This window comes from Tumebacillus amylolyticus, assembly GCF_016722965.1.
Taxonomy (GTDB): Bacteria; Bacillota; Bacilli; order Tumebacillales; family Tumebacillaceae; genus Tumebacillus; species Tumebacillus amylolyticus.
Genome location: NZ_JAEQNB010000001.1, coordinates 355199 through 379291, shown reverse-complemented (window position 1 = coordinate 379291; position 24093 = coordinate 355199). Strand labels below are relative to the sequence as shown.

The 24093-nt window shown below is 57.7% G+C and carries 22 protein-coding genes and 1 pseudogene; 6 read left to right on the top strand and 17 right to left on the bottom strand.

Going from position 1 to position 24093, the window contains the following annotated elements:
- Positions 1-9: 9 nt before the first annotated feature.
- Positions 10-2580: a stage II sporulation protein E gene (gene spoIIE / locus JJB07_RS01820; protein ID WP_201630627.1), complete on the bottom strand. Its 2571-nt coding sequence runs from the start codon at positions 2578-2580 to the stop codon at positions 10-12.
- Between the two features lie 312 nt (positions 2581-2892).
- Here spoIIE and JJB07_RS01815 point away from each other — a divergent pair.
- The 3 genes and pseudogenes from JJB07_RS01815 to JJB07_RS01805 all read left to right on the top strand — a co-directional run.
- Positions 2893-3306: pseudogene (locus JJB07_RS01815) on the top strand (ComE operon protein 2); the annotation flags it as partial.
- Positions 3307-3385: 79 nt separating this feature from the next.
- Positions 3386-3496, top strand: a complete 111-nt coding sequence (cmpA, locus tag JJB07_RS01810) for a cortex morphogenetic protein CmpA (RefSeq protein WP_347338306.1) — start codon at positions 3386-3388, stop codon at positions 3494-3496.
- A gap of 35 nt (positions 3497-3531) precedes the next feature.
- Complete coding sequence (locus JJB07_RS01805; protein WP_201630623.1) at positions 3532-3879, top strand: DUF4870 domain-containing protein; 348 nt, start codon at positions 3532-3534, stop codon at positions 3877-3879.
- A 46-nt stretch (positions 3880-3925) separates the two neighbouring features.
- On the opposite strand, the gene JJB07_RS01800 is transcribed toward JJB07_RS01805, so the two are convergent.
- The 8 genes from JJB07_RS01800 to JJB07_RS01765 form a co-directional block, all read right to left on the bottom strand.
- Positions 3926-4771, bottom strand: coding sequence for an arylamine N-acetyltransferase (locus JJB07_RS01800; protein ID WP_201630621.1), 846 nt, complete (start codon positions 4769-4771; stop codon positions 3926-3928).
- 61 nt (positions 4772-4832) lie between these two features.
- Positions 4833-5777, bottom strand: a complete 945-nt coding sequence (gene meaB, locus JJB07_RS01795) for a methylmalonyl Co-A mutase-associated GTPase MeaB (protein ID WP_201630619.1) — start codon at positions 5775-5777, stop codon at positions 4833-4835.
- Positions 5778-5781: 4 nt separating this feature from the next.
- Positions 5782-6927: an acyl-CoA dehydrogenase gene (locus JJB07_RS01790; RefSeq protein WP_201630618.1), complete on the bottom strand. Its 1146-nt coding sequence runs from the start codon at positions 6925-6927 to the stop codon at positions 5782-5784.
- Between the two features lie 38 nt (positions 6928-6965).
- Complete coding sequence (locus JJB07_RS01785) at positions 6966-8105, bottom strand: acyl-CoA dehydrogenase (RefSeq protein WP_201630617.1); 1140 nt, start codon at positions 8103-8105, stop codon at positions 6966-6968.
- A 12-nt stretch (positions 8106-8117) separates the two neighbouring features.
- A complete protein-coding gene (locus tag JJB07_RS01780) occupies positions 8118-8900 on the bottom strand; it encodes an enoyl-CoA hydratase-related protein (protein ID WP_201630616.1) in 783 nt (260 codons plus the stop codon).
- Positions 8901-8914: 14 nt separating this feature from the next.
- Positions 8915-9763, bottom strand: coding sequence for a 3-hydroxybutyryl-CoA dehydrogenase (locus JJB07_RS01775; RefSeq protein WP_201630615.1), 849 nt, complete (start codon positions 9761-9763; stop codon positions 8915-8917).
- A gap of 54 nt (positions 9764-9817) precedes the next feature.
- Positions 9818-10993, bottom strand: a complete 1176-nt coding sequence (locus tag JJB07_RS01770) for an acetyl-CoA C-acetyltransferase (protein ID WP_201630614.1) — start codon at positions 10991-10993, stop codon at positions 9818-9820.
- Between the two features lie 139 nt (positions 10994-11132).
- The gene (locus tag JJB07_RS01765) at positions 11133-13166 is read right to left on the bottom strand and encodes a (Fe-S)-binding protein (protein ID WP_201630612.1); all 2034 of its coding nucleotides are present in this window, start codon (positions 13164-13166) and stop codon (positions 11133-11135) included.
- 248 nt (positions 13167-13414) lie between these two features.
- Here JJB07_RS01765 and JJB07_RS01760 point away from each other — a divergent pair, with 248 nt between their 5' ends.
- Positions 13415-14053, top strand: a complete 639-nt coding sequence (locus JJB07_RS01760; RefSeq protein ID WP_201630610.1) for a cyclase family protein — start codon at positions 13415-13417, stop codon at positions 14051-14053.
- Between the two features lie 16 nt (positions 14054-14069).
- Here JJB07_RS01760 and JJB07_RS01755 read toward each other — a convergent pair whose 3' ends face one another.
- Positions 14070-14495 (bottom strand): hypothetical protein, encoded by a 426-nt coding sequence (locus JJB07_RS01755; RefSeq protein WP_201630608.1) that lies wholly within the window; start codon positions 14493-14495, stop codon positions 14070-14072.
- A gap of 125 nt (positions 14496-14620) precedes the next feature.
- Between JJB07_RS01755 and JJB07_RS01750 the strand changes: the two genes are divergently transcribed.
- Positions 14621-16006: a hypothetical protein gene (locus JJB07_RS01750; protein ID WP_201630606.1), complete on the top strand. Its 1386-nt coding sequence runs from the start codon at positions 14621-14623 to the stop codon at positions 16004-16006.
- A gap of 47 nt (positions 16007-16053) precedes the next feature.
- On the opposite strand, the gene JJB07_RS01745 is transcribed toward JJB07_RS01750, so the two are convergent.
- The 5 genes from JJB07_RS01745 to JJB07_RS01725 all read right to left on the bottom strand — a co-directional run bounded on the left by JJB07_RS01745 (position 16054) and on the right by JJB07_RS01725 (position 20578).
- Positions 16054-17268 carry a DUF2515 family protein gene (locus JJB07_RS01745; RefSeq protein WP_201630604.1) on the bottom strand — a complete coding sequence of 405 codons (1215 nt, stop codon included), beginning with the start codon at positions 17266-17268 and terminating at the stop codon, positions 16054-16056.
- 114 nt (positions 17269-17382) lie between these two features.
- The gene (locus tag JJB07_RS01740; RefSeq protein ID WP_201630602.1) at positions 17383-17685 is read right to left on the bottom strand and encodes a hypothetical protein; all 303 of its coding nucleotides are present in this window, start codon (positions 17683-17685) and stop codon (positions 17383-17385) included.
- A gap of 16 nt (positions 17686-17701) precedes the next feature.
- Positions 17702-18523: an ABC transporter ATP-binding protein gene (locus tag JJB07_RS01735; protein WP_201630600.1), complete on the bottom strand. Its 822-nt coding sequence runs from the start codon at positions 18521-18523 to the stop codon at positions 17702-17704.
- Between the two features lie 16 nt (positions 18524-18539).
- Positions 18540-19571 (bottom strand): FecCD family ABC transporter permease, encoded by a 1032-nt coding sequence (locus JJB07_RS01730; RefSeq protein ID WP_201630598.1) that lies wholly within the window; start codon positions 19569-19571, stop codon positions 18540-18542.
- The gene (locus JJB07_RS01725; RefSeq protein WP_201630596.1) at positions 19568-20578 is read right to left on the bottom strand and encodes a FecCD family ABC transporter permease; all 1011 of its coding nucleotides are present in this window, start codon (positions 20576-20578) and stop codon (positions 19568-19570) included. Before JJB07_RS01725 ends, JJB07_RS01730 begins: the two co-directional genes overlap by 4 nt.
- 120 nt (positions 20579-20698) lie before the next feature.
- Here JJB07_RS01725 and JJB07_RS01720 point away from each other — a divergent pair, with 120 nt between their 5' ends.
- Positions 20699-21688, top strand: coding sequence for an ABC transporter substrate-binding protein (locus tag JJB07_RS01720; RefSeq protein WP_201630594.1), 990 nt, complete (start codon positions 20699-20701; stop codon positions 21686-21688).
- Positions 21689-21747: 59 nt separating this feature from the next.
- Here the strand turns inward: JJB07_RS01720 and kamE are convergent, their stop codons facing one another.
- The gene (kamE, locus tag JJB07_RS01715; RefSeq protein WP_201630592.1) at positions 21748-22524 is read right to left on the bottom strand and encodes a lysine 5,6-aminomutase subunit beta; all 777 of its coding nucleotides are present in this window, start codon (positions 22522-22524) and stop codon (positions 21748-21750) included.
- Complete coding sequence (kamD, locus tag JJB07_RS01710; protein WP_201630590.1) at positions 22521-24092, bottom strand: lysine 5,6-aminomutase subunit alpha; 1572 nt, start codon at positions 24090-24092, stop codon at positions 22521-22523. The genes kamE and kamD overlap by 4 nt, the downstream gene beginning before the upstream one ends.
- Between the last annotated feature and the right edge of the window lies 1 nt (position 24093).

The following is a 24093-nucleotide window of genomic DNA, read 5'->3' as shown; positions in this document are numbered from 1 at the left end:
TCGTACACCTTACGTCATCGGCACCAGTTTGTCTTGGTCGTGAAGCATCTGGCCACCTCTGCGCTTGATTTTTTGCACACCGGGGAGACGGATCGTGGCCCACTCCGGCTTGTACTTGGCGACGCGGGCGACGAGTACGGTCATGTCGTCGATGATCTTGCCGTGGTTGATGCGCACCGCAAGTTCCACCAGCATGTCGGCGATTTCTTGCGGGTCGTTGCTTTCGAAGTCTTCGATTTTTTTCTTGAGCCAGCCTTCTTTGTCGTCGGTGTGCTTCGGAGCGTCGAAGATGCCGTCCGACATCAGGATCAGCAAGTCGCCCTCTTGCAGTTCTTCCTCGACCGTCTGGATGTCGATTTCTTGCAGGATGCCGATCGGGATGTTCTCGCCGGAGATCGTGTTGACTTTGCCTTGACGCTTGATGAACGACGGCGCCGATCCGATCTTGAGGAACTCGGTTTTCGCCGTGAACATGTCGATCAGCGCGAGGTCCATCGTCGTGAAGATCTCATCTTGCGAACGGAGCAGCAGCACCGAATTCACCGTCTTGATCGCCAACTGCTCGTCAAAGCCTGCTTTCAACAATTGCTGCAACAAACGAATCGCCGCGCTCGACTCCTGCATCGCACGCTCGCCGTTGCCCATGCCGTCGCTGACCGCCACGGCGTATTTTCCATTGCCTACATCGAGCGCCGTGAACGAATCTCCGCAATGCATCCGTCCGTCCTTCGCCGCCGATGCGATCCCCGTCTCGATGTGATACAACTTCGCGGACGACAAGGTCATCGTCACGCCGTTCTCGTCTTCCCAATAGCGTGAGTTCGTCACGACGATGTTCTCGCCCAGCACTTCGGAGAGGAGCGGCGCAATCAATTTCTCGCCTTCATCCGCCGACGTTGCGCCCGTCGAAGTCACTTCGATCTCCACTTTGCCTTCCTCAAGCGACACGATGTCCACCGAGCGAATCGACAGCCCGAGGTGTTCCAGTGCGGCGACGATGTGCTCTTCGTGGTCGGCGGAGACGTGGTTTTCCTTGCGAATCTCTTGCGCGAGGTCCGCCATGATCGAGGAGATGCCCACCAACTGCTCCGCGACCATGTTGCGGGAGTCGGCGAGTTGGTTCTGCCACTGCATGTCCCGTTTCGAGATTTCCACCGCGCCGGTCAGCGCGGGGATCATCGCATCCGTTTTGACACAGAACTTCGTGAGTTCCTTGGGGATTTCCGATTTGCTCAACCCGCCCTCGATGTCGATCAACGTCACCGTGTCGAACAGGGCTCGGTAGGTTTGGTAGAAGTTTTTTTCCCAGCATTGTTCTTGCTTGAAGCATCCTTTGCAGACTTGACTGGCTGCGGATTGAAACGTTTTGTTCATCACTTCGTCCTGCGCTTGTGTTTTTTGTTGCGAGGCGCTGGAAATCTGCGCGAACGTGTTGGAGAGTTCTTGAAAAACGCTGGAGACTTCGCGGATTCGCATCGCCATCAGTTCACGAATGCGGCGGGCGTAATCCTGTTGCGAGAGCGAGTGCTGGTGCGTGCCCGGCACGTAGCGCGAAACTTGGTCGATGAAGCTCTTCGGTGTCAGCAAGAGCATCGCGAACGCCATCGCCGATTCTTCGAGCGCCACGATGACCGAACTTGTGTCGTTCACATAGACCGTCAAGATCGCCGCACCGAGCACGAAGCCGATGCCGACGCCGATTTTTTTCACATCGCGCAGGAGGCCGGCGAGCAGTCCCGAGAAAGCCAGCAATCCGATTTGCGTCGCCGCCATCAGACTTGCCATCGTGAGGATGATCCCCGTCACCACGCCCACACCAGCCGCGACTCCGGCCCCGCCGATCAGCGCGAACAGCATGATCAGGTAGCGGGAGAACACATTTTCAAACGACAGCGCTCCGAGATGCAAACCGTGAAGTCCGGTGAGCATCGACGCGAGCAAGATCACGAGGCAGACGATCTCTTCGTTGCGCAATTCTTTGACCCCGCGTTGGAACGTGAAGATCGGCAGCGACTGGATGAAGATCAGCGTCAACACCATCGAGAGGAACCCGTCTACGAGACCCATCAGGAAGCTGTAGGAACTCATGTCTCCCATCGCCGCGTTGCCCGCCAGTCGCACCGCGCTGTCTACGAGGAACACCACGAACGGCACGGTGCCGAGCGTCAGCGCTTTTTTCTTGCTCAGCAAGCCGTAGACGAAGCGATACCCGAGCAGCGCCAGAACCAAGATGGGCCAGATCGAGAACAACCCGTTGGTTGTGAACGAGCCGAGCATCAACGCTCCGAGCACGTAGCGGGCGGCGGAGCGCTTGAGCCGCAAGATCACCGCGTAGAACGCGATGGCAAACGGCGAGAGTTCCCCCAGAATCATCGCACGTCCGAGGAAAAACGCCATCACGGTCAAGATCGTCGTCGATCTCCCCAAGTACGCTTGCACGCCTCCCATCGCGTAGTGAAGTCGGTCTTGCATTCGCCCGAACGGCCCCTTCGCACGAGACGCTCCACTTGCGCCCCCTGCCCCACCGGCTGCCCCCGCTGCTAGTCCTCTGTCTTCACGCTGGAAGAATCGTTTCCACATTCTGTCCCCACCATCCCGTCTCCGAATTTAGTAGGTTCAGGATAGCATGTCTCCTCTGAATTGTTTGTCGGTTCGCGCACCTGCGCTTGGGAAATTTCCGACACAGAATGCCGTTCTCGTACACGAACACCCGCTCTCCTTTTCCCGTGAAGCCCCGTCCTTGCAAGAAGCATTCTAAAAAAGCCTCGTTGCACTTCGGCTCGAATTGTCGCGCGGATGTGGCGATTTGTCGGAAAGAAATCTGGCGTTCGACACCTAATTTCACGAGGAGTAGAATAGACATGTAGATTTCAATCGAGGAGGTCCTGTCTCTTGCGCAAACCTTGGAACGAATACTTTATGGACCAAGCCCGGATGGTCGCCACCCGCGCCACCTGCGACCGTCTGCATGTCGGCGCCGTCATCGTGCGTGACAAACGAATCATCTCCACCGGCTACAACGGCAGCGTGTCGGGCGACGTACACTGCCACGATGAAGGGTGCAACGTCGTGAACGGCCATTGCATCCGCACGATTCACGCCGAGTCCAACGCGATATTGCAATGTGCCAAGTTCGGCGTTTCGACGGAGGGTGCGGCGATCTACGTGACGCACTTCCCTTGCCTCCTGTGCAGCAAGCAAATCATCCAAGCGGGCATCGCGCAGATTTTTTATGAAGCCGATTACCGTATCGATCCCTACGCCGTCGATCTGCTGAAGCAAGCGGGCGTGGAGATGATGCAAATTCTCGTGCAAATCGCCGAGTGACGCACGCTTTCCCCTCTCGTTGCATAGCCTAGAGGCAAACGACGAACGAGGGGGAAGGATGATGCCGAGCTGGCTTGTTACCCAACTCTCACGCGCGTATCGTGAGAGGGACAAAAGATCGATCATCATGCTCAACCGTGCGTTTTTTAAATACAGAAGGAACTCCTGACTGCATATAGATGGTAGGGAGAGGGGGACTGCCTGATGCACGAAACCAATCCCGAAGCACGCACGTTTGCGATGCTGTGCCATCTTTCGGCTCTGTCCGGGTACCTCATCCCGTTTGGAAACATCATCGGGCCGCTGATTTTCTGGCTGCTCAAACGGGACCAACACCAGTTCGTGAACGACCAAGGCAAGGAAGCGATCAACTTCCAGATTTCGATCATCCTGTACGCGATCATCGCCGGCATTCTGTGCGTGGTGCTGATCGGATTGATTCTGCTGCCGATCATCGGCATCGCGTCGCTGGTGTTCATCATCATCGCCGGTGTCCGCGCCAACAGCGGAGAAGCGTACCGCTACCCGTTCACGATCCGCTTTCTCAAGTAAAAAAAGCCCTGCTGCCAAGTCGAGACGCGGCGCAGGGCTTTTTTTGTTACCCGCCGTAGCGGCGCGGGTTGTGGGTGGCGTTTTGGTGGGTTGTTTGTTGGCGGTGTGAAGCTGTGACGAACTCGACAGCTTCTTCGGCGACGGCGCGGTCGAGGCCGAACGTTTCGTGGAGCGAGCGGTAAAACGTCTCCATGTCGGGCATGTCGGTTTGGTGCCGTCCTTGCGTATCCATGCGCAGGTGGCGGTGGGTGTCGATCCAGACTTTCTCATACGGGGATTTGATTCCGTCCGCAGAAGCTCGGCGCATGAAGACGTTGTCGTCGGTGTCTCGGTGGGAGAACGCGATGTCTTCGTCGAAATCGACGAACGTCAGCGGGGACCACTCGATGACTTTTTTGACGAAGAGGTCTTCGTAGTAGAAGCGTTCAATTTCATAGGTGGTGTCGGTGAGCTTCGTGATCTTGACCCGCTCTCCGTACAGCGAGGTGAAGTCCGGCTCCTCGTCGAGCAACAGCGGGCGGTAGGTCGGGGCGCCGTAGCCGACGTCCACGTACCAGATCTGCCCGTCGAGATGGACACGGATCGCCATGTGACCCGGTGCGACGCGGCAGTAGTCGAGGAGGTAGCCGAGTGCTTCCAGCAACCGCCCGAAGTTGAAGTTCAAGATAAAGCAGTTCCCACCCCACCCCTTCGTCGCCAAGTTCTCCACGAACACCTCCGCCGGCGGCACCAGCCAGCCGTTTTCCGCGCGATGGTTGTAATAGTGAATCTTGCTCAGAAGCTCGTACGGGATTCGCAAAAGATGCGCTTGCGTCAGAGCCGCCAACGTTTCAAAGTCAGGGTTCGAAACGTCTACGCCCAACACGTTCAGATACCTCTCTACCCACGTCAAACCAACTCCCCCTCTCTTGTTAGAAAAAACACCCTGCCACAGAGATGGCGGGGTGTCTGTTTTACTTCTTCAAGATGTTCTGCATCATCTCGTCCGCCAGTTGGTACGGGTCGAGGACGCCCTGCTCGACGCGGGCGAGTTTCTGCGCCCAGTCGGCGTCGGCGTTGATCTGTTCCTTGAGGCGGCGGGCGATGGTGCCCTCCACGATCGCGACGATCTCCTCTTGACGACGCTGATGGCGGCGTTCCGACCAGAGGCCGGAGTCTTCGAGATGCTGCTTGTGTTTCTGAATCGCGCTCCACAATTCCGGACAGCCTTGGTTGTCGCGCGAGATCGTCCTCACGACCGGCGGTCGCCACGGGATGTGACCGAGCATGTCCAGCATGTAGTGAATTTCGCGTTCCGTCTTGTCCGTTCCGGGCAGGTCGGCTTTGTTGATCGCAAACAAATCGGCGATCTCCATGATCCCCGCCTTCATCGTCTGGATGTGGTCCCCCGCGGACGGGTTCAACACAACGACGGTGGAATCGGCGACGTTCATGATGTCGAGTTCCGATTGCCCGACACCGACCGTCTCGATGAGAATCACGTCACAGCCGTACGCATCCAACACGCGAATCGCTTCCTGCGTCGCACGCGACAGACCGCCGAGCGAACCGCGCGTGCCCATCGAACGGATGAACACTTTGGGATCGAGAGCGTGCGTCCCCATGCGCACCCGGTCGCCGAGGATCGCCCCGCCGGTGAACGGCGAGGTCGGATCGACGGCGACGACGCCGATGGAGTAGTCGAACTCCCGGCGCAGGTACCCGATGAGGCGGTCGGTCAGCGAACTTTTGCCTGCCCCCGGCGGTCCGGTCAGGCCGACGAGAAAGGCCTTGCCCGTGTGCGGGTGCAGGTCGCGCAGGATCTGATTTTTTTCCGGAGCGTCATTCTCGATGTGGGTGATGGCGCGGGCGACGGCCCGTTTGTCCCCGGAGAGAATGCGTGCTACCAGCTCGTGCATAACATCAGTCCTTCAGAAGGTGGCGCGAGATGACCATGCGTTGGACTTCGCTGGTACCTTCGTAGATTTGGGTGATTTTCGCATCGCGGTAGAAACGCTCCACCGGATACTCGCGGGAGAAGCCGTAGCCGCCGAAGATTTGCACAGCTTCCGAAGCTGCTTTGACCGCCACTTCCGACGCGAAGACTTTCGCCATCGCCGATTGCTTGGAGTACGGCAGGCCTTGGCTTTCCAGCCATGCCGCTTGGTAGGTCAAGAGACGAGCTGCTTCGATCTCGGTTGCCATGTCTGCCAGTTTGAACTGGATCGCTTGGAAGTTCGAGATCGATTGGCCGAATTGCACGCGTTGCTTGGAGTACTCGGTTGCGAGGTCCAGGGCGCCTTGGGCGATGCCCAGTGCTTGCGCCGCGATGCCGTTGCGGCCGCCGTCGAGGGTCATCATCGCGATCTTGAAGCCTTCGCCGACTTTGCCGAGAACGTTTTCCTTCGGAACTTTTACATCTTCGAAAATGATCTCGGTGGTCGTGGACGCACGGATGCCGAGTTTTTTCTCATGCTTGCCGACCGAGAAGCCCGGGTAGGAAGCTTCGACGATGAACGCCGTGATGCCGCCGCGAGTGCGTTTCTCTGCATCGGTGACGGCGAAGACCACGTAGATGTCAGCCACGCCGCCGTTGGTGATGAAAATCTTGGAGCCGTTGAGCAGCCAGTGATCGTCTTTTTCCACAGCGTTGGTGCGCATGCCGCCTGCATCGGTGCCGGAGCCCGGTTCGGTCAGGCCGTATGCGCCGATGGACGTGCCTTCTGCGAGACGACGCAGGTAGGTTTGCTTTTGCTCTTCGTTGCCGAACGCGTGGATCGGCCAGCCGGCCAGCGACGTTTGCACAGACAGCGTAACGCCGGTCGATGCGCAGACGCGGGAGAGTTCTTCGACGGCGATGACATAAGAAACGTAGTCCATGCCCGCCCCGCCGTATTCTTCTGCCCACGGGATACCCGTCAGGCCGATCTCCGCCATTTTTTTGAAGATTTCATGGGAGAATTCTTCCTTCTCATCGCGTTCTGCGGCCGTCGGAGCGACGTCCTTGAGTGCGAAGTTGCGTACCAGTTTGCGGATGTCTTCTTGGTCTTGGGTCAGTTGAAAGTTCATCTCGTTGTGTCTTCCCTTCTACATTTCAATCGTTTCAATTACTTGAGCAGGTTCTTGGCAACGACGACACGCTGAATCTGGTTCGTGCCTTCGTAGATTTGCGTGACTTTGGCGTCGCGCATGAGGCGCTCGACCGGGAATTCCTTAGAGTAGCCGTATCCGCCGAAAATCTGCACGGCGTCGGTGGTCACGCTCATCGCCGCGTCGGAGGCAAAGTATTTCGCCATCGACGCTTGTTTGCCGCAGGGCAGACCTTGCTGGCGAAGGGACGCCGCTTGGTAGGTCAAGAGGCGCGCCGCTTCGATCTTGGTCGCCATGTCGGCAATCATGAACTGAATGGCTTGGAAGTCGGAGATCGACTGGTTGAACTGGGTGCGTTGCTTGGCGTACTCCACCGCGAAGTCAAAAGCGGCGCGGGCAATCCCGAGCGCCTGCGCTGCGATGCCGATCCGCCCGCCGTCGAGGTTGGACATGGCGATCTTGAAGCCTTCGCCCTCCTGTCCCAGCCTTTGCGACGCGGGAACGACGGCGTTGTCGAAAATCAACTCGACGGTGCCGGAGCCGTTCATGCCCATTTTGTGCTCTTTTTTCCCAATCGTAAAGCCCGGAGTGCCCCGTTCAACGATAAAAGCGGAGACGCCCTTGGCTCCCTGCGCCGGATCGGTGACAGCGAACACGTTGAAAATGTCGGCGACTTCGCCGTTGGTGATGAAAATCTTCGAGCCGTTGAGGATGTAGTTGTCACCGTCGCGAACGGCACGGGTGCGCATACCCGATGCGTCCGATCCGGCGCCCGGTTCGGTGAGACCGAAGGCGGCGATTTTCTCAGCGGTGGCGAGCTTGGAGACGTACTTTTGCTTCTGCTCCTCGGTGCCGAAGTTCAAGATCGGGTAGGTGCCGACCGACGTATGAACGGCGAGAATGACGCCGACAGACGCACTGCCGTAGGAAATCTCCTCAATGGCGGAGATGTAGGAAACAAAGTCGGCTCCGACCCCGTCGTACTCCTCCGGGATCGGGATGCCCATCAGGCCGAGTTCGCCCATTTTCGAAATCAGTTCGCGCGGGAACTCGTCGGTGGAATCGATCTCTGCAGCACGCGGTGCAATTTCGTTTTGCACAAAGTCGCGTACCATCTGTTGCATGTCGCGCTGGTCTTTGGTGAATTGGAAATCCATCAGTTGACCTCCTTATTTGCCCTGGAAGTTCGCGGGGCGCTTTTCAAGGAACGCTTGCATGCCTTCTTTTTGGTCTTCGGTGGAGAAGGAAAGCGCGAACAGCTCGGTCTCGTATTGCAGACCGCGTTCGACGTCCATGTTCATGCCTTCGTTGACGCCTTGCTTCGTCATGCGGACGGAGAGTTGGCCTTTGCCGGCAATCTTGGTGGCGATCTCGATCGCTTTTTCCATCAGGTTCTCCGGCTCGACGACGTGGTTGACGAGTCCGATCTGGTGCGCGCGCTCAGCCCCGATGACGTCTCCGGTCAGGAGAAGTTCCTTGGCGATACCCGCTCCGACGAGGCGCGGCAGGCGTTGAGTCGCACCGAAGCCCGGCGTCACGCCGAGATTGACTTCCGGTTGCCCGAACTTCGCGTTGGTCGAAGCGATGCGCATGTCGCACGCAAGAACCACTTCACAGCCGCCGCCCAGTGCGAAACCGTTGACCGCTGCGATGGTCGGTTGCGGCAGGGTTTCGAGTTTGGTGATCGAGTCCATGCCGTCCGCCGAGAATTTGCGGCCTTGGATGGCGGTCATCGGTTGCATTTCAGAAATGTCGGCACCGGCGGCGAATGCTTTCTCCCCGGTCCCTGTGATGATGACGGCACGGATGTCGTCGTTGGTTTTGATCTCGTCGAGCAAATGACCCAGTTCACGCAAAAGCGAAGAGTTCAGCGCGTTGAGCGATTTCGGACGGTTGAGCGTGATGAAGCCGATGTGGTCGCGGACTTCAAAGAGCAAGTTTTCGTAGGTCATTTGTGTGTGCCCCCTTAGTACTGGTAGAAGCCGCGGCCGGTTTTCTTGCCGAGCCAGCCGGCTTTCACGTATTTGCGAAGCAGCGGGCACGGGCGGTATTTGGAATCGCCGAAGCCTTCGTGGAGCACTTCCATGATCGCGAGGCAGGTGTCGAGACCGATGAAGTCGGCGAGGGTCAGCGGACCCATCGGGTGGTTCATGCCGAGCTTCATGACTTGGTCTACGTCCTCAACGGAAGAGACGCCTTCGTAGACGCAGTAGATCGCTTCGTTGATCATCGGCATCAAGATGCGGTTCGCGACGAAACCGGGGAAGTCTTGGACTTCAACCGGGACTTTCTCCATTTTCTTGGTGAGGTCTTCGATGGATTGGTAGACTTCTTGGGTCGTAGCCAGGCCGCGGATGATCTCGACGAGCTTCATGACCGGAACCGGATTCATGAAGTGCATGCCGATGACGAGCTCCGGGCGGGAGGTCACAGCGGCAATCTCGGTGATCGGGAGCGAAGAGGTGTTCGTCGCGAGAATCGCGCCGGCCGGAAGCACTTCGTCCATTTGGCGGAAGATGTTTTTCTTGATCTCCATGTTCTCGGTCGCCGCTTCGATGGCGAGTTGTGCGTCGTGCGCTTCGCCCATGTTGGTGGTCGGGAGGATGCGGGCGAGGACGGCCGCTTTTTCCTCTTCGGTTTTGCGTCCTTTTTCCACGTCACGGGACAGGTTCTTGGTGATGACGCCGATGCCGCGTTCGAGGAATTCAGGCTTGATGTCGTTCAGGACGACTTGCACGCCTGCTTGAGCCAAAACTTGTGCGATGCCGGAGCCCATTTGGCCGGCACCGACGACGAGCGCTTTGCGGATTTCCATTTTGAAAAAACCTCCTATGTAGAAGGGGCGGGTGTGGCACGCCCCTTTTTTTGATTAGACTTGAATGAGGATCGCGTCGCCCTGTGCGGCACCGGAGCAGATCGCGGCGATGCCCAGACCTCCGCCGCGACGGCGAAGTTCGTAGATCAGCGAGCCGATGATACGTGCGCCGGAAGCGCCGATCGGATGACCGAGAGCGACGGCGCCGCCGTTGACGTTGACTTTCTCCTCATCCCATTGGAGCAGTTGGCCCGAGGTGAGGGTAACGGCTGCGAACGCTTCGTTGACTTCGAAGAGGTCGATGTCTTCCAAGGTATATCCTGTCTTCTTCAGCAACTTTTGAATCGCAAGGCCCGGTGTGGTGGCGATGTACGGCGCGTCTTGGCCGACTTGCGCGTGGCCGAGGATCGTCGCGAGCGGTTTCATTCCTTGCTCCTTGGCTTTCTCTTCGGACATGAGCACCAATGCGCCCGCACCGTCGTTGACGCCCGGCGCGTTGCCTGCGGTGATCGAACCGTCCTTCATGAAGACCGGTTTGAGCGCGGCAAGACCTTCGACCGTTGTATCCGGGCGAATCGCTTCGTCGTGTTCGACGAGGGTGGTGCCTTTCTTGCCCGTAATTTCGACGGGCACGATCTCTTCGGCGAACTTGCCTGCCTCGCGTGCAGCGGTGGCTCGTTGTTGCGAGCGCAGCGCCCACGCATCTTGCGCCTCGCGGGAGATGTCGTATTCGTTGGCGACGACCGAACCGTGGATTGCCATCGGAACGTCATGGAACGCGCAACGCAGACCGTCGTACTGCATGAGGTCTACGATTTGACCGTCGCCCATGCGCAACCCGAAACGACCCTTCGGCAGAATGTACGGAGCGTTGGACATCGACTCCATCCCGCCTGCGACGATGACATCGGCATCTCCGGCGCGAATGATCTGGTCGGCGAGAGTGACGGCCCGCATGCCGGACGCGCAGACTTTGTTGATCGTCTGGGTCGGAACTTCCCAAGAGAGGCCCGCTTTGACGGCCGCCTGACGGGACGGAATCTGACCGGCCCCGCCTTGGAGAACCATGCCCATGATCACTTCGTCCACAGTTTCGCCGGAAACTCCGGCGCGAGAAAGCGCTTCCTTGATCACGATGCCACCGAGGTCGGTTGCGGTTAAAGACGAGAGCGAACCGCCGAACTTCCCAAACGGGGTGCGTGCGGAAGAAACAATGACCGTCTTGCGCATGATTGACACTCCTTTATGTGCAGATGAATGAAGAATCATTCAGTTTCGAACAAACAGTCGGTATTTTGGAAGATGACTCCTCCCCATTATACACGAAAAAAAAGACCGGGTGAGTACCCCCGGTCTTTTTTCCTGAAAATTAGTTGGTGCCGAACACCGACATGGAGAGCAGTTCCACGACGTCGTACACGGGGAGGTTCTCCTCGACGTTCTTCGCCTTGGTGCCGTCGGTGATCATGGTCATGCAGTACGGGCAAGCGGTGCCGATCGCCGTTGCGCCGGTCTCCATCGCTTGCTCGGTGCGCATGACGTTGATGCGTTGTTCGCCGGTGTCTTCCTTGAACAGACCGCCGCCGCCGGCGCCGCAGCACATCGACTTGGTGCGGTTGCGCTCCATCTCGACGAGCTTGACGCCCGGGATGATCGAGATCAGGTAACGCGGTGCGGTGTAGATGTCGTTGTAGCGACCCAAGTAGCAGGAATCGTGGAAGGTCAGGGTGTGCTCGACTTCATGAGTCGGGTTGAGCTTGCCTTCGTCCACCAGTTGAGCCAAAAGTTCCGTATGATGCAGGACCACTTCGAGTTCGAAGCCGAAGTCAGGGTATTCGTTCTTGAAGGTGTTGTACGCGTGCGGGCAGGTCGTGACGATTTTCTTCACGCCGTACTCTTTGAAGATCTCGATGTTCGCTTCGACGAGCGATTGGTAGAGCATTTCGTTGCCGAGGCGTCGAGCGGTGTCGCCGTCCGATTCTTCCTCGGAGCCGAGGATCGCAAAGTTGATGCCTGCTTCTTGGAGCAGCTTCGCGAAGGACTGGGCGATTTTTTGGTTGCGTGCGTCAAACGATGCGGAGGAACCGACGTAGTACAGCCACTCGACTTCGCCGTCCACTTCGGCCATGGTTTGGATGCCCATGTCCTTGGCCCAGTCGCCGCGAGTCTTGCGGTTTTGGCCCCATTCGTTGGATTGACGCTCGAGGTTTTGGAACGCACGGTTGACTTCCGGCTCTGCCTTGCCCTCGGTGAGGACGAGGTAACGGCGCATGTCGATGATTTTGTCGACGTGTTCGTTGAAGACCGGGCACGCTTCTTCACATGCGCGGCAGGTGGTGCAAGCCCAGATTTCGTTCTCGGTGTAGACGTCGCCGATCAGCATCGGCAGTTCCGCGGTCGCCGCGACTTCCACTTGGGTGCCTGCTGCGCCGGAGACGGTGCCTGCTTTTTGTGCGACGAGCGAGTCGCCGACGGTGAGCAGGTGGTCTTTCATTTTGAGAATCAGGTATTTCGGAGACAGCTCGGTGCCGGACAGAGTCGCCGGGCAGTTGACGTGGCAACGTCCGCACTCGGTGCACGCGTAGCCGTCGAGCAGTTGACGCCACGAGAATTGATCGATGCGGCCGACGCCGAATTCTTCGATCGACTCGTCTTCGAGGTCGAGCTTTTTCAGACGGCCCTTCGGACGGGTTGCGTCCGTTTTGCGGAAGTAGGTGTTGAACATCGCGCCGACCATGTGCAGATGCTTGGAGCGCGGGATGAAGACGGCGAAGTAGAACAGAATCGCCGAGTGCAGCCAGAAGAAAATCTCTTTGGTTACGGTCAGCGTCGTTTCGGACAGACCTGCATAGACAGAACCTGCGAGCCAGCCGACAACCGGAGCGACGAAGCCCGGCGCGTGGCCTTCAAGTGCGTCTGCCGCACCCCAGAACGCGTAGTCGGTCAAGATCAGGAACGCGATCATCCCGACGATCAGACCCGCTTCGAGGGTCACATCGAGACGCATCGGTTTGATGATGTAGCGGCGCAGGGCTGCGATGCCAAGCGACACGAGCACGAGGATGTTCGCCATCTCATGCAAGAAGACAAACGCATTCGAGCCCAGACCCGGAATGTGATGTCCGCCTGTCAGATGGAAGACGAAAAAGTCCAAAGCCCCAATCGAAATGATGATAAAGCCGTAGAAAATGATCGCATGCGCGATCCCCGCCGGTTCCGCCAAGACCTTGCCTTGACCGATGACGTATTTGAAGAAGCCGCTGATGCGAGCGTCTCGATCGTCAAAACGATCCTCTTGGGCGCCGAGCATGAGGTATTGATAGCGCTTGTAAAATGCCGACAAGCTGAAGTACCCTGCCGCTCCGGCCAGTGCCAAGAACAGAACAACGCGAATCCACTCCATGTAGTCTTCACTCCTTTTATGCCTTCTCTATGAATGAACCATCATTCAAAACCGACCGAGCGGTCGGTTCACGAGGCGAGAAATATCCTACCTATACTTATACATCATTTGAACAAAAAATTCGAGAGTGAAATTCAGGATGTGGCGGCCGCTCTGGACAGTTTTGGGGGAATAGGTGAAGATGGTGAGGGAAGATTGCGAATTGCTTGGTTTTAGACGGAGTGGTCAGTTTTGTGGAGGTGCAGAGGATGAAGAAGATCTATGACATCACGATGAGCGTAACGGCGGAGACGGCACCGTTCCCCGGCGACACGCCCTTTTCATTAGAATGGGTGTGGACGATGGAGATGGGCGGGAGTTGCAACGTCTCGCGGATCGTCATGAGTCCGCATGTGGGGACGCACGGGGATTCGCCGTATCATTATGGAAGTACCGGCGGCAAGACGGAGGAAGTTCCCTTGGATGTGTATGTAGGGGAAGCGTTGGTCGTAAACGTGCCTCGCGAGTCGGGGGCGTTGATTTCGCGGGAGTTTGTCGAGGACGTGATGAAAAAAGCGGGCGACGGCGTCACGCGGGTGCTGTTCAAGACAGACTCGTACCCCGACCATACCGTGTTCAACACCGACTTCACCGCAATTGCGCCTGAAGCGGTGCTGGCCCTCGCAGACCTCGGTGTCCGACTGATCGGCATGGATACGCCGTCCGTCGACCCCGCCGACAGCAAAACGCTGGACGCACACGGAGCTTTTTTGCAGCGCGGGGTGTATATCTTGGAGAACCTGCGCTTGCATGAAGTCCCCGCCGGGCGCTATGAACTGATCGCGCTCCCGATGAAGATCGAGGGCAGTTGCGCGGCTCCGGTTCGTGCGATCCTCCGCTCTCTGTAAAAAAACGCACTTGCAGTCAAGAATACTGCAAGTGCGTTTTTCTCAAAAACTTCCCGACATCATGCGTAAACTCAAACACCTTCGGGAGGTTCTCCTCTGTAAAAAGCAACATCGCCGGCTTCTCTCCCGGCCGGAGGATCAGGTTGATCTCCGTGATCTGCGCGTTCATCCACTGGTTGTCGGCACGGGTCGGCGGGTCCATGGGGATCTTCACGATCAGCCCTTTGTCGGTGCCAAGGTTCACTCGTGGCGAGAGACCGGTGACGGTATCGAGCCACTTTTTCGCTTCCTGTTGGAGGGCGGGGGTGTTGTCGATCTTTTTCACGACTTCCTGTTTCTTCACGTCATACACCAAGATTCGCTCCGGCTCGAGCGCCGCTTGCGCACTCCCGCAAAGCAGCGCGGACACCAACAGCGCCGCCGTTACGACTTTTTTCCACATGAGCTGACACCCCTTTTTCCATAGAATACCCACGAATTTGCTCTCTACGCACTCGGAGGAATAGCTCTTGGATTTCCCCCATAGGTTACCTTCATTGAGTAAACTACGGAAAGGGTGTCCCCTCCATGCTCCACAACCGCACAGACCTGCTTCCTCATTACGAAACTCTGCGCGCCCTCGCTGCAGACCCCGACCGCTTTTTTGAGAATGAGATCGGCCGCGACCTTGGGGTGGATGGCCTGAACGTCTTGCTCGCTGTGAGTTCGGACGATTTTACCCTCGCGCTTGAAACCTTCCACGCCTCCTACGACTTTGACCCCGACTCCAAGACGAGTTGCCTCCACGCCCTCCATCGCTTCACCCTCGACGCCGCCCGCATCGGAGAATTCGAACTGTATCAATCTTTGGCGATTGGCATGACGTGGTTGTCGTTGCAAGAGGAGACGCATGCGTCGTTTTTCAACCGCCCTCTGCGAATTCCGAACCATTCTGCCGCGCTCCTGCTCTCGCCCACTTACCAAGCGATCTGGGTTCAAAGTTACAACGCGGGGATTACGCTGTCCCCCGAGGTCCAACCCCACCTGCAAAACTTCCACCATTCGATGGCGCAGGTCATGCTGTTTCACGACCTCTACCCGCGTGTGCTGGGTGAGAGTTCGGCTGAGGATGCGACCGCTTTTACCCATATGGAGACTTCGATTTCCTGCCTGGACGAACTGATTCAGTCCGAGATCATGGCGGTGCGCGCCGATCTTCATTTGATCCGAGACTCGTATCTCGCACACTCGTCCTGCCCGGAGTACGGGCGATTTCGCTACGAAGTGATGCAGAATCTGCACACCCCCGTCAGCCGCCGCTCGCTCGCACTCTACCGCAAGCATTTTGTGCTCAGAGCCGAGGACGAGGACTGCCACCTCCCAAACAACCGCCTCAAACGTCATCTCCTCGCCCTGCACGAACTGCCCGACGAGGAGATCGAAATCCTCCGCGAGCCTTTCGCCCGCAGCCTCCACGATCAGAAAACGCACGCCTCTTGGGCGAAAAAAGCGGCGCTCCGCAACCGCATCCCCTCCTACCGCGCCGTCATCGAACTGTTGCCGCACGAAACCTACTGTCTGCAAAAATTCCAAGAATGCCTCCACCCCGACGCATGGACAGACGCAGTTACCCTGCTGTCCTCCGAAACGCTCCCCGAACTCGATGCAACCCGGCGCCGACGCAACCAACAGCGCTGGAAGTGGCGGGACTCTCTGTACCGCATCGCCGAACTGCGCGGCTTTCTGGAAACAGAGGCGGGCGACCGCAACTCCCTCGTCCAAAGTCGTCTGCTCGCGTTCGCCGACCAAGCCGCGACGGTTCTGCGCGAACAGGATGACGAGAACTGCGCGAATCATGAAGCATTTTCGCGTATGTTTGCTTCGTGCCTGGCCGAGATCTCAGCGCCGGAGCTTCGTCGGCGGGCGATGAAATTGTTCGAGCACCCGTTTTCGTACTTGCTGGAACCCCGATGATGCCAAAAAAACCCTCACCCGGTCCCTGTGCCGATGAGGGTTTTTCATTAGTCGCGGTTCTTTTTCTCCTCGTCCCACCACGTTTCGGCGGCGACCGCTTTTTCGAGGAGCGCGAGCGTTTTTCCATACGCGACGGTCAAGTTGAAGTCATTCGCAGGGCGTGTTCCGAACAGCTCTTCCGCCGCCTCCGCGCTCCCGCACCAGTCGTGCCCGCCTGCCGGTTCGGGGTCGCGGACATCGGGCCAAACATCCTCTAAGGAGGGCGAGTGGAACGGCGAGGCTCCTTTTTTCAAAAAAAGGCCGTTGATCCGTGGTCGATACCGTTCAACGGGTCGCTCCGTAGCTTGATTGGCGTACAGATGAGGCCAATAATCCATCCTCGAAGCCGTGTGCGGCGTGCGCTCCGCCCAAGACATGACCCCCTCGTAGACCTCCGACCGCCCGAACAAAATCGCATACAACCGCCGCCCCGTGTCGATTCGCTCCGTCAATGAGAGAAACGTCGCCACCGTCACGCCTGCGAGCTGTACGTCAGGCTTCTGCGTCGAACTGTCAAACGGGAACACCACCTGCGTCAAGTTCAAAAGCGTCTGCGCCGCAAATTCAAACGAGCGGATCACCGGGCGGTACTTGGGATTGCGGACGACGCGTTGCTCGATGTAATTCTGCTCGTTCACGACGAGCGCCATCGTCAGCAACTCCGAATCGTTCGTCTCCCAGAAACGCTCCCACACAAGACCTGCAAACTGCGAAACCCCAAAGTACGGCAACAGGTGAAAAAGCGGCCGCCCTGCGTCACGGCTCGCTTCATAGAGCAACAACTGCGGGTACGCATCTCCGAAGATCAAGAAATTCGCCCGCTCCAGAAATTGAAAAAAACGCTCCGCTTCCTCTCCCTCCAACACGCGAGAAAGCAAATCCCCGCGCAGGTCGGTCATGTTGTACCCGCCGTTGCGGGAGACCATGTGCGCAAGCAAAGCCCAGTGCAGTTCGGGAACCCGCTTGTAGTACTCCCAATAGGCTTGCGTGCGCGTTACGTTGTTGCGGTTGAGCCGATCGGTCTCCGAACGGATGCGCTCGTACAATTCACGGTCTTCCGCCGTGAGTGTGGCAGGGTCGGGGACTACCTGCGGGCCTTTATCCAAACAGTCTTGAAGTCGGCGGCGAATTTGGCGAACTTCCGCCGCATTGGAGAAGCCGAGCACCCGCGCCCTAAGACGCTTGCAAAACGCGAGACAGCTCTCGTACACGCGGTTGAACATGGATGCCGGGCCTCCTTTTTGGGTTCGAACCCTACTCCATATGTATGGTATGCCCCAAGACGCGCATTCGAAAAAAGCTCACCTCCGCATGTGCGGCTGTGAGCTTTTTTCATTCTATTGCGGGGCCCCGATCCAATACCAATGTACGACCGGCCAGATCCAGAAGTACGTCAAGACGAGACCCGCCGCGATGCGCCCGAACAATGAGCGCGTCGCGAGGAATACGCCGATGAACGGACTGGTTTTGAAAACGTCCTCTACGACATGGAAATTACTCCATGCGACCGAATTCTGGTCTGGGATGAGAATCGAAGTGAAATGGAGAGCAAAAAGGAGAAGCGTGAACACAACTGCAATCGCCCCCATCAGGACGACATACCCTACATAACGCATGATTGCTCGTAAAACAGGTCCCATCCAAAACCAAGCTCCTCTACATCTTCAACAAATGCCCGCCCCGGCAATCGGCCTTCAAAGTACGGCTAAACGGTACACACATCGGAGTTCCATACAGCGGGTCGCGGATGATCGTCGATTCCATATTAAAAACATCCCGCACCAACTCCGGCGTGATGATGTCCTCCGGGCTGCCCTCGGCGTACACGGAGCCTTTTTTGATCGCCACGATGTGATCCGCATAGCGACAGGACAAATTCAAATCGTGCAGCACCATCACAACCGTCCGTCCCTCGTTCTCATTCAGTTCCTGCAAGATATCAAGCACCTCAATCTGGTGCGTCATATCGAGATACGTCGTCGGCTCGTCGAGCAACAGAATCTCGGTCCCTTGGGCGAGCGACATCGCAATCCAAGCCCGTTGCCGTTGCCCGCCGGACAGTGCATCCACCGCCTGATCTGCCAACTGGGCAATCCCTGTCGCTTCCAACGCCGATTGCACCATGCGCTCGTCTTCTTCCGACCATTGCTGCAACCAGCTCTGGTGCGGGTAGCGACCTTGTTTCACCAACTGCCGTACCGTCAAGCCTTCCGGTGCCACCGGCCCTTGGGGCAGGATCGACAATTTGGCGGCCACTTGCTTGGTCGGCATTTTTTGAATCGAATGACCGTCCAACAGAATCGCTCCCGACTCCGGGTTCAACAGACGGGCCATCGAGCGCAACAACGTGGACTTGCCCGACCCGTTGCTCCCGATGAACACCGTGATTTTTCCCTCCGGAATCTCCAGATTCATCCCTTCGACGATGCGGGTCTTTCCATACGAAATGGAGAGGTCGCGCGTTTGCAAGTTACTCATGTGGGTACCCTCCTCCCTATGAATTGCGATTCTTGTACAGCAAGTAGATGAAAAACGGTGCCCCCACCGATGCGGTGAAGATCCCCACCGGCAGATCAAGCGGCGCAAACGCCGTCCGGGCAATCAAATCCGAAACCAGCACGATCAACGCCCCGACCAAACCGGACACCGGGAGCAAAACGCCCGCCCCCGGCCCGACCAATTTTCGCGAGATATGCGGGGCAAGCAATCCGACAAATCCAATCGCGCCCCCGGCGGCCACAGCCGACCCGGCCAGCGCACAACAGACGACGAGCAACAGCAAACGGTCCCGCTGCACCGGATTCCCGATCCCGGTCGCCACTTCATCGCCCATCTGCTGAGCGTTCATCGAGCGGCTCAAGAACATCGCCAGCACCACGAACAGAACCACCCACGGCGTCATCGTGAACACATTGCCCCACGAAGCCCCGTAGACGCTCCCTGCCATCCACGTCACCGCCCGTGCGGTCAGATACATCGGCGACATCACGACCATCATCGTCGTAAGCGCAGTCATCGCCGCTCCAACTCCGACCCCGACCAGCACCAAGCGAAGCGGTGCAATGCCTCGACTCCACGAAAACACATACACGAGCGCCGTCACCAGAATCGCCCCAAGCATCGCCGCCACCGGAAGCCACGAGATGCTGACCCCTTCAAAAACGGTCAACACCAGCACCGCCGCGACCGAAGCTCCGCCCGTGACCCCGATCACATCGGGAGACGCCAACGGGTTGCGCAGAATGCCTTGCAAGATCGCGCCCGACACCGCCAACGCCACCCCGACCAAAACCGACAGCAACGTTCTGGGCAAACGGAAGTCATGGACAATCAACTGCTCCTGCTTCGTCCCGTCGCCCAAAAACACATTCAACACCCGCAGCGGCGAGATCTGCACTTGCCCGACCCCCGTCGAAACGACCACCACCGCAAACGTCAAAATCAACAGCGCCAACAAAACCACGAGAGATTTCCGTTCCACGAGAAAGGAAAAACGCCGGTTGCGTACCTGCACTTGCTGTTTCATGAACGCGTAATCCCCTTTCGTGCCACATAGATAAAGAACGGAACCCCGATCAACGCCGTCATCACGCCAAGCGGCACTTCCTTGGGCATCGCGATGAACCGCGCCGCAACATCGGCGGCCACCAGCAACAACGCCCCCAGAAGCATCGCATACGCCATGCCCCACCGCATGTCTTGCCCGACGAGCGCGCGCGCCAGATGCGGAATGACCAGCCCGATGAAGCCAATCGGTCCGCACACGGCGACCGAACCGCCTGCGAGCAAGACCACGAACAGGGCCGCGAGCAATTTTACGAATACGGTTTTCTGCCCTAAACTTTTTGCCACGTCCTCACCAAGCGTCAGCGTGTTCAACTGCGCCGCGATCAAGAACGACCCGACCCAGCCGACGAGGAGATACGGCAATAAACTCGTCAAAAGTTCCAATTTGCGCCCGGCGACAGACCCTGCAAGCCAGAACAGCACATCTTCCATCGCCCTCTGGTTCACAATCAAAAGCCCGTGCATGAGCGAAGAAAAAAGCGCCATGATCGCAGCCCCTGCCAGCGTCAATTTCATCGGCGTCAACCCGTCGCGGCCCATCGAGCCCAAGCCGTAGACCACCGCTCCGCTGAGCGCCGACCCGAGAAACGCCACCCACGTCAGTTCGCCAAGAGATGACACTTGAAACACCGTCATTGCCAGCACCACAAAAAAAGCCGCCCCCGCGTTCAACCCGAAAATCCCCGGGTCGGCGAGCGGATTGCGCATCAACACCTGCATCAACATCCCCGACAGCCCGAGGCTACCCCCGATGGCGGCGGCGATCAACGCACGCGGAATCCGCACATCGCGGATGATAATCTGCGCCTGAGACGAATCAGGCTGTGTATAGGACGCGACCAGCATCGCCCACGTGGTGTCGACGACGCCCCACAACACGCTTGCCAGCATCGCGCCTCCCAACAAAAAAATCCCCGCGACGAGCACGCCCCACTTCCACGAACTTCGCTTCAATAAATGAATCATAAACCGGCAACCTCGCTTCCTCTGTTCCCGTTCTCAACCCCTTGACAGATTTGACGAGGGATTTTAAGATGAGCATGTGAATGATAATCATTATCAGTGACTAGGGAGGTATTTTCAAATATGACACAAGGTACATACAGTCCGAAAAAAGGGTTGGGCTTCCGTTTTCTCGCATTCTTGCTCGCTTTCTGCATGATCATGGTCGGCTGTGGCAGCGCTGCCAAGGATGAGGCATCCACCGACACCACCAAGCCGTCCGGCTCGACGGAAACCACGCGTACAATCAAGCACGCAATGGGCGAAACGACGATCAAAGGCGACCCGAAAAAAGTCGTCATCCTCACCAACGAAGGCACCGAAGCTCTGCTTGCACTCGGCGTGAAACCGGTCGGCGCCGTCAAGTCTTGGGTCGGCGACCCGTGGTATCCGCACATCGCAAGCGACATGCAGGGCGTCACGGTCGTCGGGGACGAAGGGCAACCGAACCTCGAAGCAATTGCCGCTCTGCAACCGGACCTGATCATCGGCAACAAGATGCGTCATGAGAAGATCTACGAACAACTCAGCGCGATTGCACCGACGGTGTTCTCCACCGACTTGCGCGGCAACTGGAAAGTCAACTTTACACTCTATGCAGAAGCTCTGAACAAAAAAGCAGAAGGGGACAAAGTCCTCGCTGATTACGACAAAAAAGTCGCCGACCTCAAAGCCAAAGCGGGCGACAAGTTGAAAAACCAGATTTCGCTCGTCCGTTTCATGCCGGGCAAAGCGCGCATCTACTACAACAACACGTTTGCAGGGATCATCTTCAAAGACCTCGGCCTCGCGCGTCCCGCGAAGCAAAACAACGACGGTTTCTCCGACGACGTGACCAAGGAACGCATTCCGGACATGGAAGGCGACATCATGTTCTACTTCACCTACGAAACCGGCAACGGCCAAGCGACGAAGTTGGAGCAAGAATGGACCAACGACCCTCTCTTCAAAAACCTCAACGTCGTCAAATCCGGCAAAGCCTACAAAGTCGACGACACCATCTGGAACACCGCCGGCGGCGTCCGCGCTGCCAACCTCATGCTCGACGACCTCGCGAAGTACCTGTTGAAATAGTTCTTGAAAAAAGGCTCCTGACACACCGTGTGTCAGGAGCCTTTTTTTGCGGGAACTCGTTACTTCAAACCACGCTTCATCATCTCTTGCACCACATAACTCGCGACATCCGGTGCCAGAGTCCCCGGCCCAAACCCGGCGTCGTAGCCCAGTTCCAGGGCGAGTTCATGGCCGAGACGAGGACCGCCGCAGATGAGGATCAGTTTTTCACGGAGACCTTCCGCTTCTAATAGTTCGACCAGTTGCGCGAGGTTCGGGATGTGGACGTCCTTTTGCGTAACGACTTGCGAGACGAGGATGGCGTCTGCTTTTAACTCGATGGCCTTCGCCACCATCTCTTCGTTCTCCACCTGCGCCCCGAGGTTGTAGGCGTCGATCATCGGATAGCGCTCCAAGCCGTACTCCCCGTTGTAGCCCTTCATGTTCATGATCGCATCAATCCCGACCGTGTGCGCGTCTGTGCCCGTACATGCGCCGATGATCGTGATCTTGCGCCCGAACTGTTCCTTGATGAACTCGTTGATCTCGTAGAACGACATGCGCGGCGAATCGACTTTCGCCACTTTGATCTTGGTGAAGTCCACCGCGGCCTTCGTCTTCGCATACAAGACCACGAACGTAAAGTCCTCGCCCAGATCGTGTTGGTGCGTCACAGCCGGCTCAAACAAGCCCATCTGCGTCACCAACTGCCTCGCCGCTTCTGCCGCTTCCTCACCGGGCGGGACTGGCAACGAGAACGACAACTGCACCACGCCGTCGTCGAATGTATCGCCATACGGACGCACCTGCGTCATGTCGCGGTTCTTCCACGGTTCATAACGTGCCGCTTCGCTCATCGTACCATCGCCTCCAATCCCAACTCCGCCCGCAGCAAGTCTTCAAACGGATTCCAATAATCCTCAGCCCGCATGAACACGCCATGCAGACCTTTGCCGCCCGTCATCGTGCGCTTGACGTCTGCAAACATCCCGCGAGAGATCGCTTCGAGCATCCCGATGTCGCGGATTTCTTCCAACTTGCCCGCCGCATCGGTCAGCACGTTCTGTGCCCGCGCCACGATCTTGCCGTCCCGCTTGTACTCGATCTCTTCACTGAAGTTGCGCATGTTCTTGAACACATACTTGGCCCCTTCAATCGCGATGTGGCGGTCGTGGATCAACGGCGTGTGAATCGCTTCCGTCATCATCCCAAGCAACTGAATGCCTTGGTTCGTCATGACGCCCACCATGTTGAACAGCGTATCTTGCACATGCCCTTTAAAAATGTTCCCGGTCATATGTTTCGTCGGCGGCATGTACTTCAGCGGCGCACGAGGGAAAATCTCGCGGGCCATCTGCGCTTGCGACAACTCCAACAGGAAGCCGTCCTCCAAGTCCGGGCTCATCTCAAACGCATGACCCAGCCCCATCTGCTCTTCCGGCAGACCGGAGCGAAGCGCCAATTGCTCATTGATGAACTGCGAAGCCAACACCGACGGCGCCTGCTCCACCGCATCGGCGGTCGTCAAGTAGTTGTCCTCGCCCGTGTTGATGATGACTCCCGCAAACGAGTTGATCATCCGCGAGAAGTTCTGGTCAACCATCGTCCGCTGCATGTTGATGTCTCGGAACAAGATGCCGTACAGCGCGTCATTGAGCATCACATCGAGGCGTTCAATCGCCCCCATCGCCGCAATCTCCGGCATGCACAGACCCGAGCAATAGTTACACAGTCGGATATAGCGCCCGACTTCTTCGCCCACTTCGTCGAGTGCAGCCCGCATGACTTTAAAGTTCTCCTGCGTCGCATACGTCCCGCCGAAGCCCTCCGTGGTCGCTCCGTACGGCACATAGTCGATCAGCGATTGCCCCGTCGAACGGATGACGGCGATGATGTCCGCCCCTTGACGCGCCGCCGCTTTGGCTTGCACCACGTCTTCGTAAATGTTGCCCGTCGCCACGATCACGTAGAGATACGGTTGCGGACCTTCGCCGAGGCGCGCGAGATATTCGTCACGCTTCGCTCGGTTGGCGCGGATGAGGTCGAGGCTCGCCGTGGCGAGTTCGAGACCTTTTTTCCGAATTTCTTCAGGAGAAGCAAGCGGGAGTTCGCAGAGGTTCAACGTGCCGTCCGCAACTGCTTCGCCGATTTCTTGAAGGGTCATGCCCTTCTGAATCACCGCGTTCAGCACAAACTTCGCCGCGCCGTGCTCCAACAGGCCCCCTTCTTTTAAATGGTCCACGACGACGTTTGGCAGCGGCACATAGTCCGCATCCACGCCGTCCATCCCGTACAGACGCAAAACGGTGCGCTCCACGGCAACGGTGGTACGCTCTAAGATAAAGGACTGCAACGAATCGGCAATGTCAGACGCCGCCGTGCGGGCCCGGTCGATCAAGTTCGGGTCCAGATAGAGTTTGCTCATG

What these genes read in the sequence shown, in the direction of transcription:
- meaB (WP_201630619.1), bottom strand. Translation starts at nt 5,777, where the DNA reads ATGCACGAGCTGGTAGCACGCATTCTCTCCGGGGACAAACGGGCCGTC.
- JJB07_RS01770 (WP_201630614.1), bottom strand. Translation starts at nt 10,993, where the DNA reads ATGCGCAAGACGGTCATTGTTTCTTCCGCACGCACCCCGTTTGGGAAG.
- JJB07_RS01735 (WP_201630600.1), bottom strand. Translation starts at nt 18,523, where the DNA reads ATGAGTAACTTGCAAACGCGCGACCTCTCCATTTCGTATGGAAAGACC.
- JJB07_RS01780 (WP_201630616.1), bottom strand. Translation starts at nt 8,900, where the DNA reads ATGACCTACGAAAACTTGCTCTTTGAAGTCCGCGACCACATCGGCTTC.
- JJB07_RS01785 (WP_201630617.1), bottom strand. Translation starts at nt 8,105, where the DNA reads ATGGATTTCCAATTCACCAAAGACCAGCGCGACATGCAACAGATGGTA.
- JJB07_RS01760 (WP_201630610.1), top strand. Translation starts at nt 13,415, where the DNA reads ATGAAGAAGATCTATGACATCACGATGAGCGTAACGGCGGAGACGGCA.
- cmpA (WP_347338306.1), top strand. Translation starts at nt 3,386, where the DNA reads ATGATGCCGAGCTGGCTTGTTACCCAACTCTCACGCGCGTATCGTGAG.
- JJB07_RS01750 (WP_201630606.1), top strand. Translation starts at nt 14,621, where the DNA reads ATGCTCCACAACCGCACAGACCTGCTTCCTCATTACGAAACTCTGCGC.
- JJB07_RS01745 (WP_201630604.1), bottom strand. Translation starts at nt 17,268, where the DNA reads ATGTTCAACCGCGTGTACGAGAGCTGTCTCGCGTTTTGCAAGCGTCTT.
- JJB07_RS01790 (WP_201630618.1), bottom strand. Translation starts at nt 6,927, where the DNA reads ATGAACTTTCAACTGACCCAAGACCAAGAAGACATCCGCAAACTGGTA.
- kamE (WP_201630592.1), bottom strand. Translation starts at nt 22,524, where the DNA reads ATGAGCGAAGCGGCACGTTATGAACCGTGGAAGAACCGCGACATGACG.
- JJB07_RS01730 (WP_201630598.1), bottom strand. Translation starts at nt 19,571, where the DNA reads ATGAAACAGCAAGTGCAGGTACGCAACCGGCGTTTTTCCTTTCTCGTG.
- JJB07_RS01725 (WP_201630596.1), bottom strand. Translation starts at nt 20,578, where the DNA reads ATGATTCATTTATTGAAGCGAAGTTCGTGGAAGTGGGGCGTGCTCGTC.
- spoIIE (WP_201630627.1), bottom strand. Translation starts at nt 2,580, where the DNA reads ATGTGGAAACGATTCTTCCAGCGTGAAGACAGAGGACTAGCAGCGGGG.
- kamD (WP_201630590.1), bottom strand. Translation starts at nt 24,092, where the DNA reads ATGAGCAAACTCTATCTGGACCCGAACTTGATCGACCGGGCCCGCACG.
- JJB07_RS01765 (WP_201630612.1), bottom strand. Translation starts at nt 13,166, where the DNA reads ATGGAGTGGATTCGCGTTGTTCTGTTCTTGGCACTGGCCGGAGCGGCA.
- JJB07_RS01805 (WP_201630623.1), top strand. Translation starts at nt 3,532, where the DNA reads ATGCACGAAACCAATCCCGAAGCACGCACGTTTGCGATGCTGTGCCAT.
- JJB07_RS01775 (WP_201630615.1), bottom strand. Translation starts at nt 9,763, where the DNA reads ATGGAAATCCGCAAAGCGCTCGTCGTCGGTGCCGGCCAAATGGGCTCC.
- JJB07_RS01740 (WP_201630602.1), bottom strand. Translation starts at nt 17,685, where the DNA reads ATGGGACCTGTTTTACGAGCAATCATGCGTTATGTAGGGTATGTCGTC.
- JJB07_RS01755 (WP_201630608.1), bottom strand. Translation starts at nt 14,495, where the DNA reads ATGTGGAAAAAAGTCGTAACGGCGGCGCTGTTGGTGTCCGCGCTGCTT.
- JJB07_RS01720 (WP_201630594.1), top strand. Translation starts at nt 20,699, where the DNA reads ATGACACAAGGTACATACAGTCCGAAAAAAGGGTTGGGCTTCCGTTTT.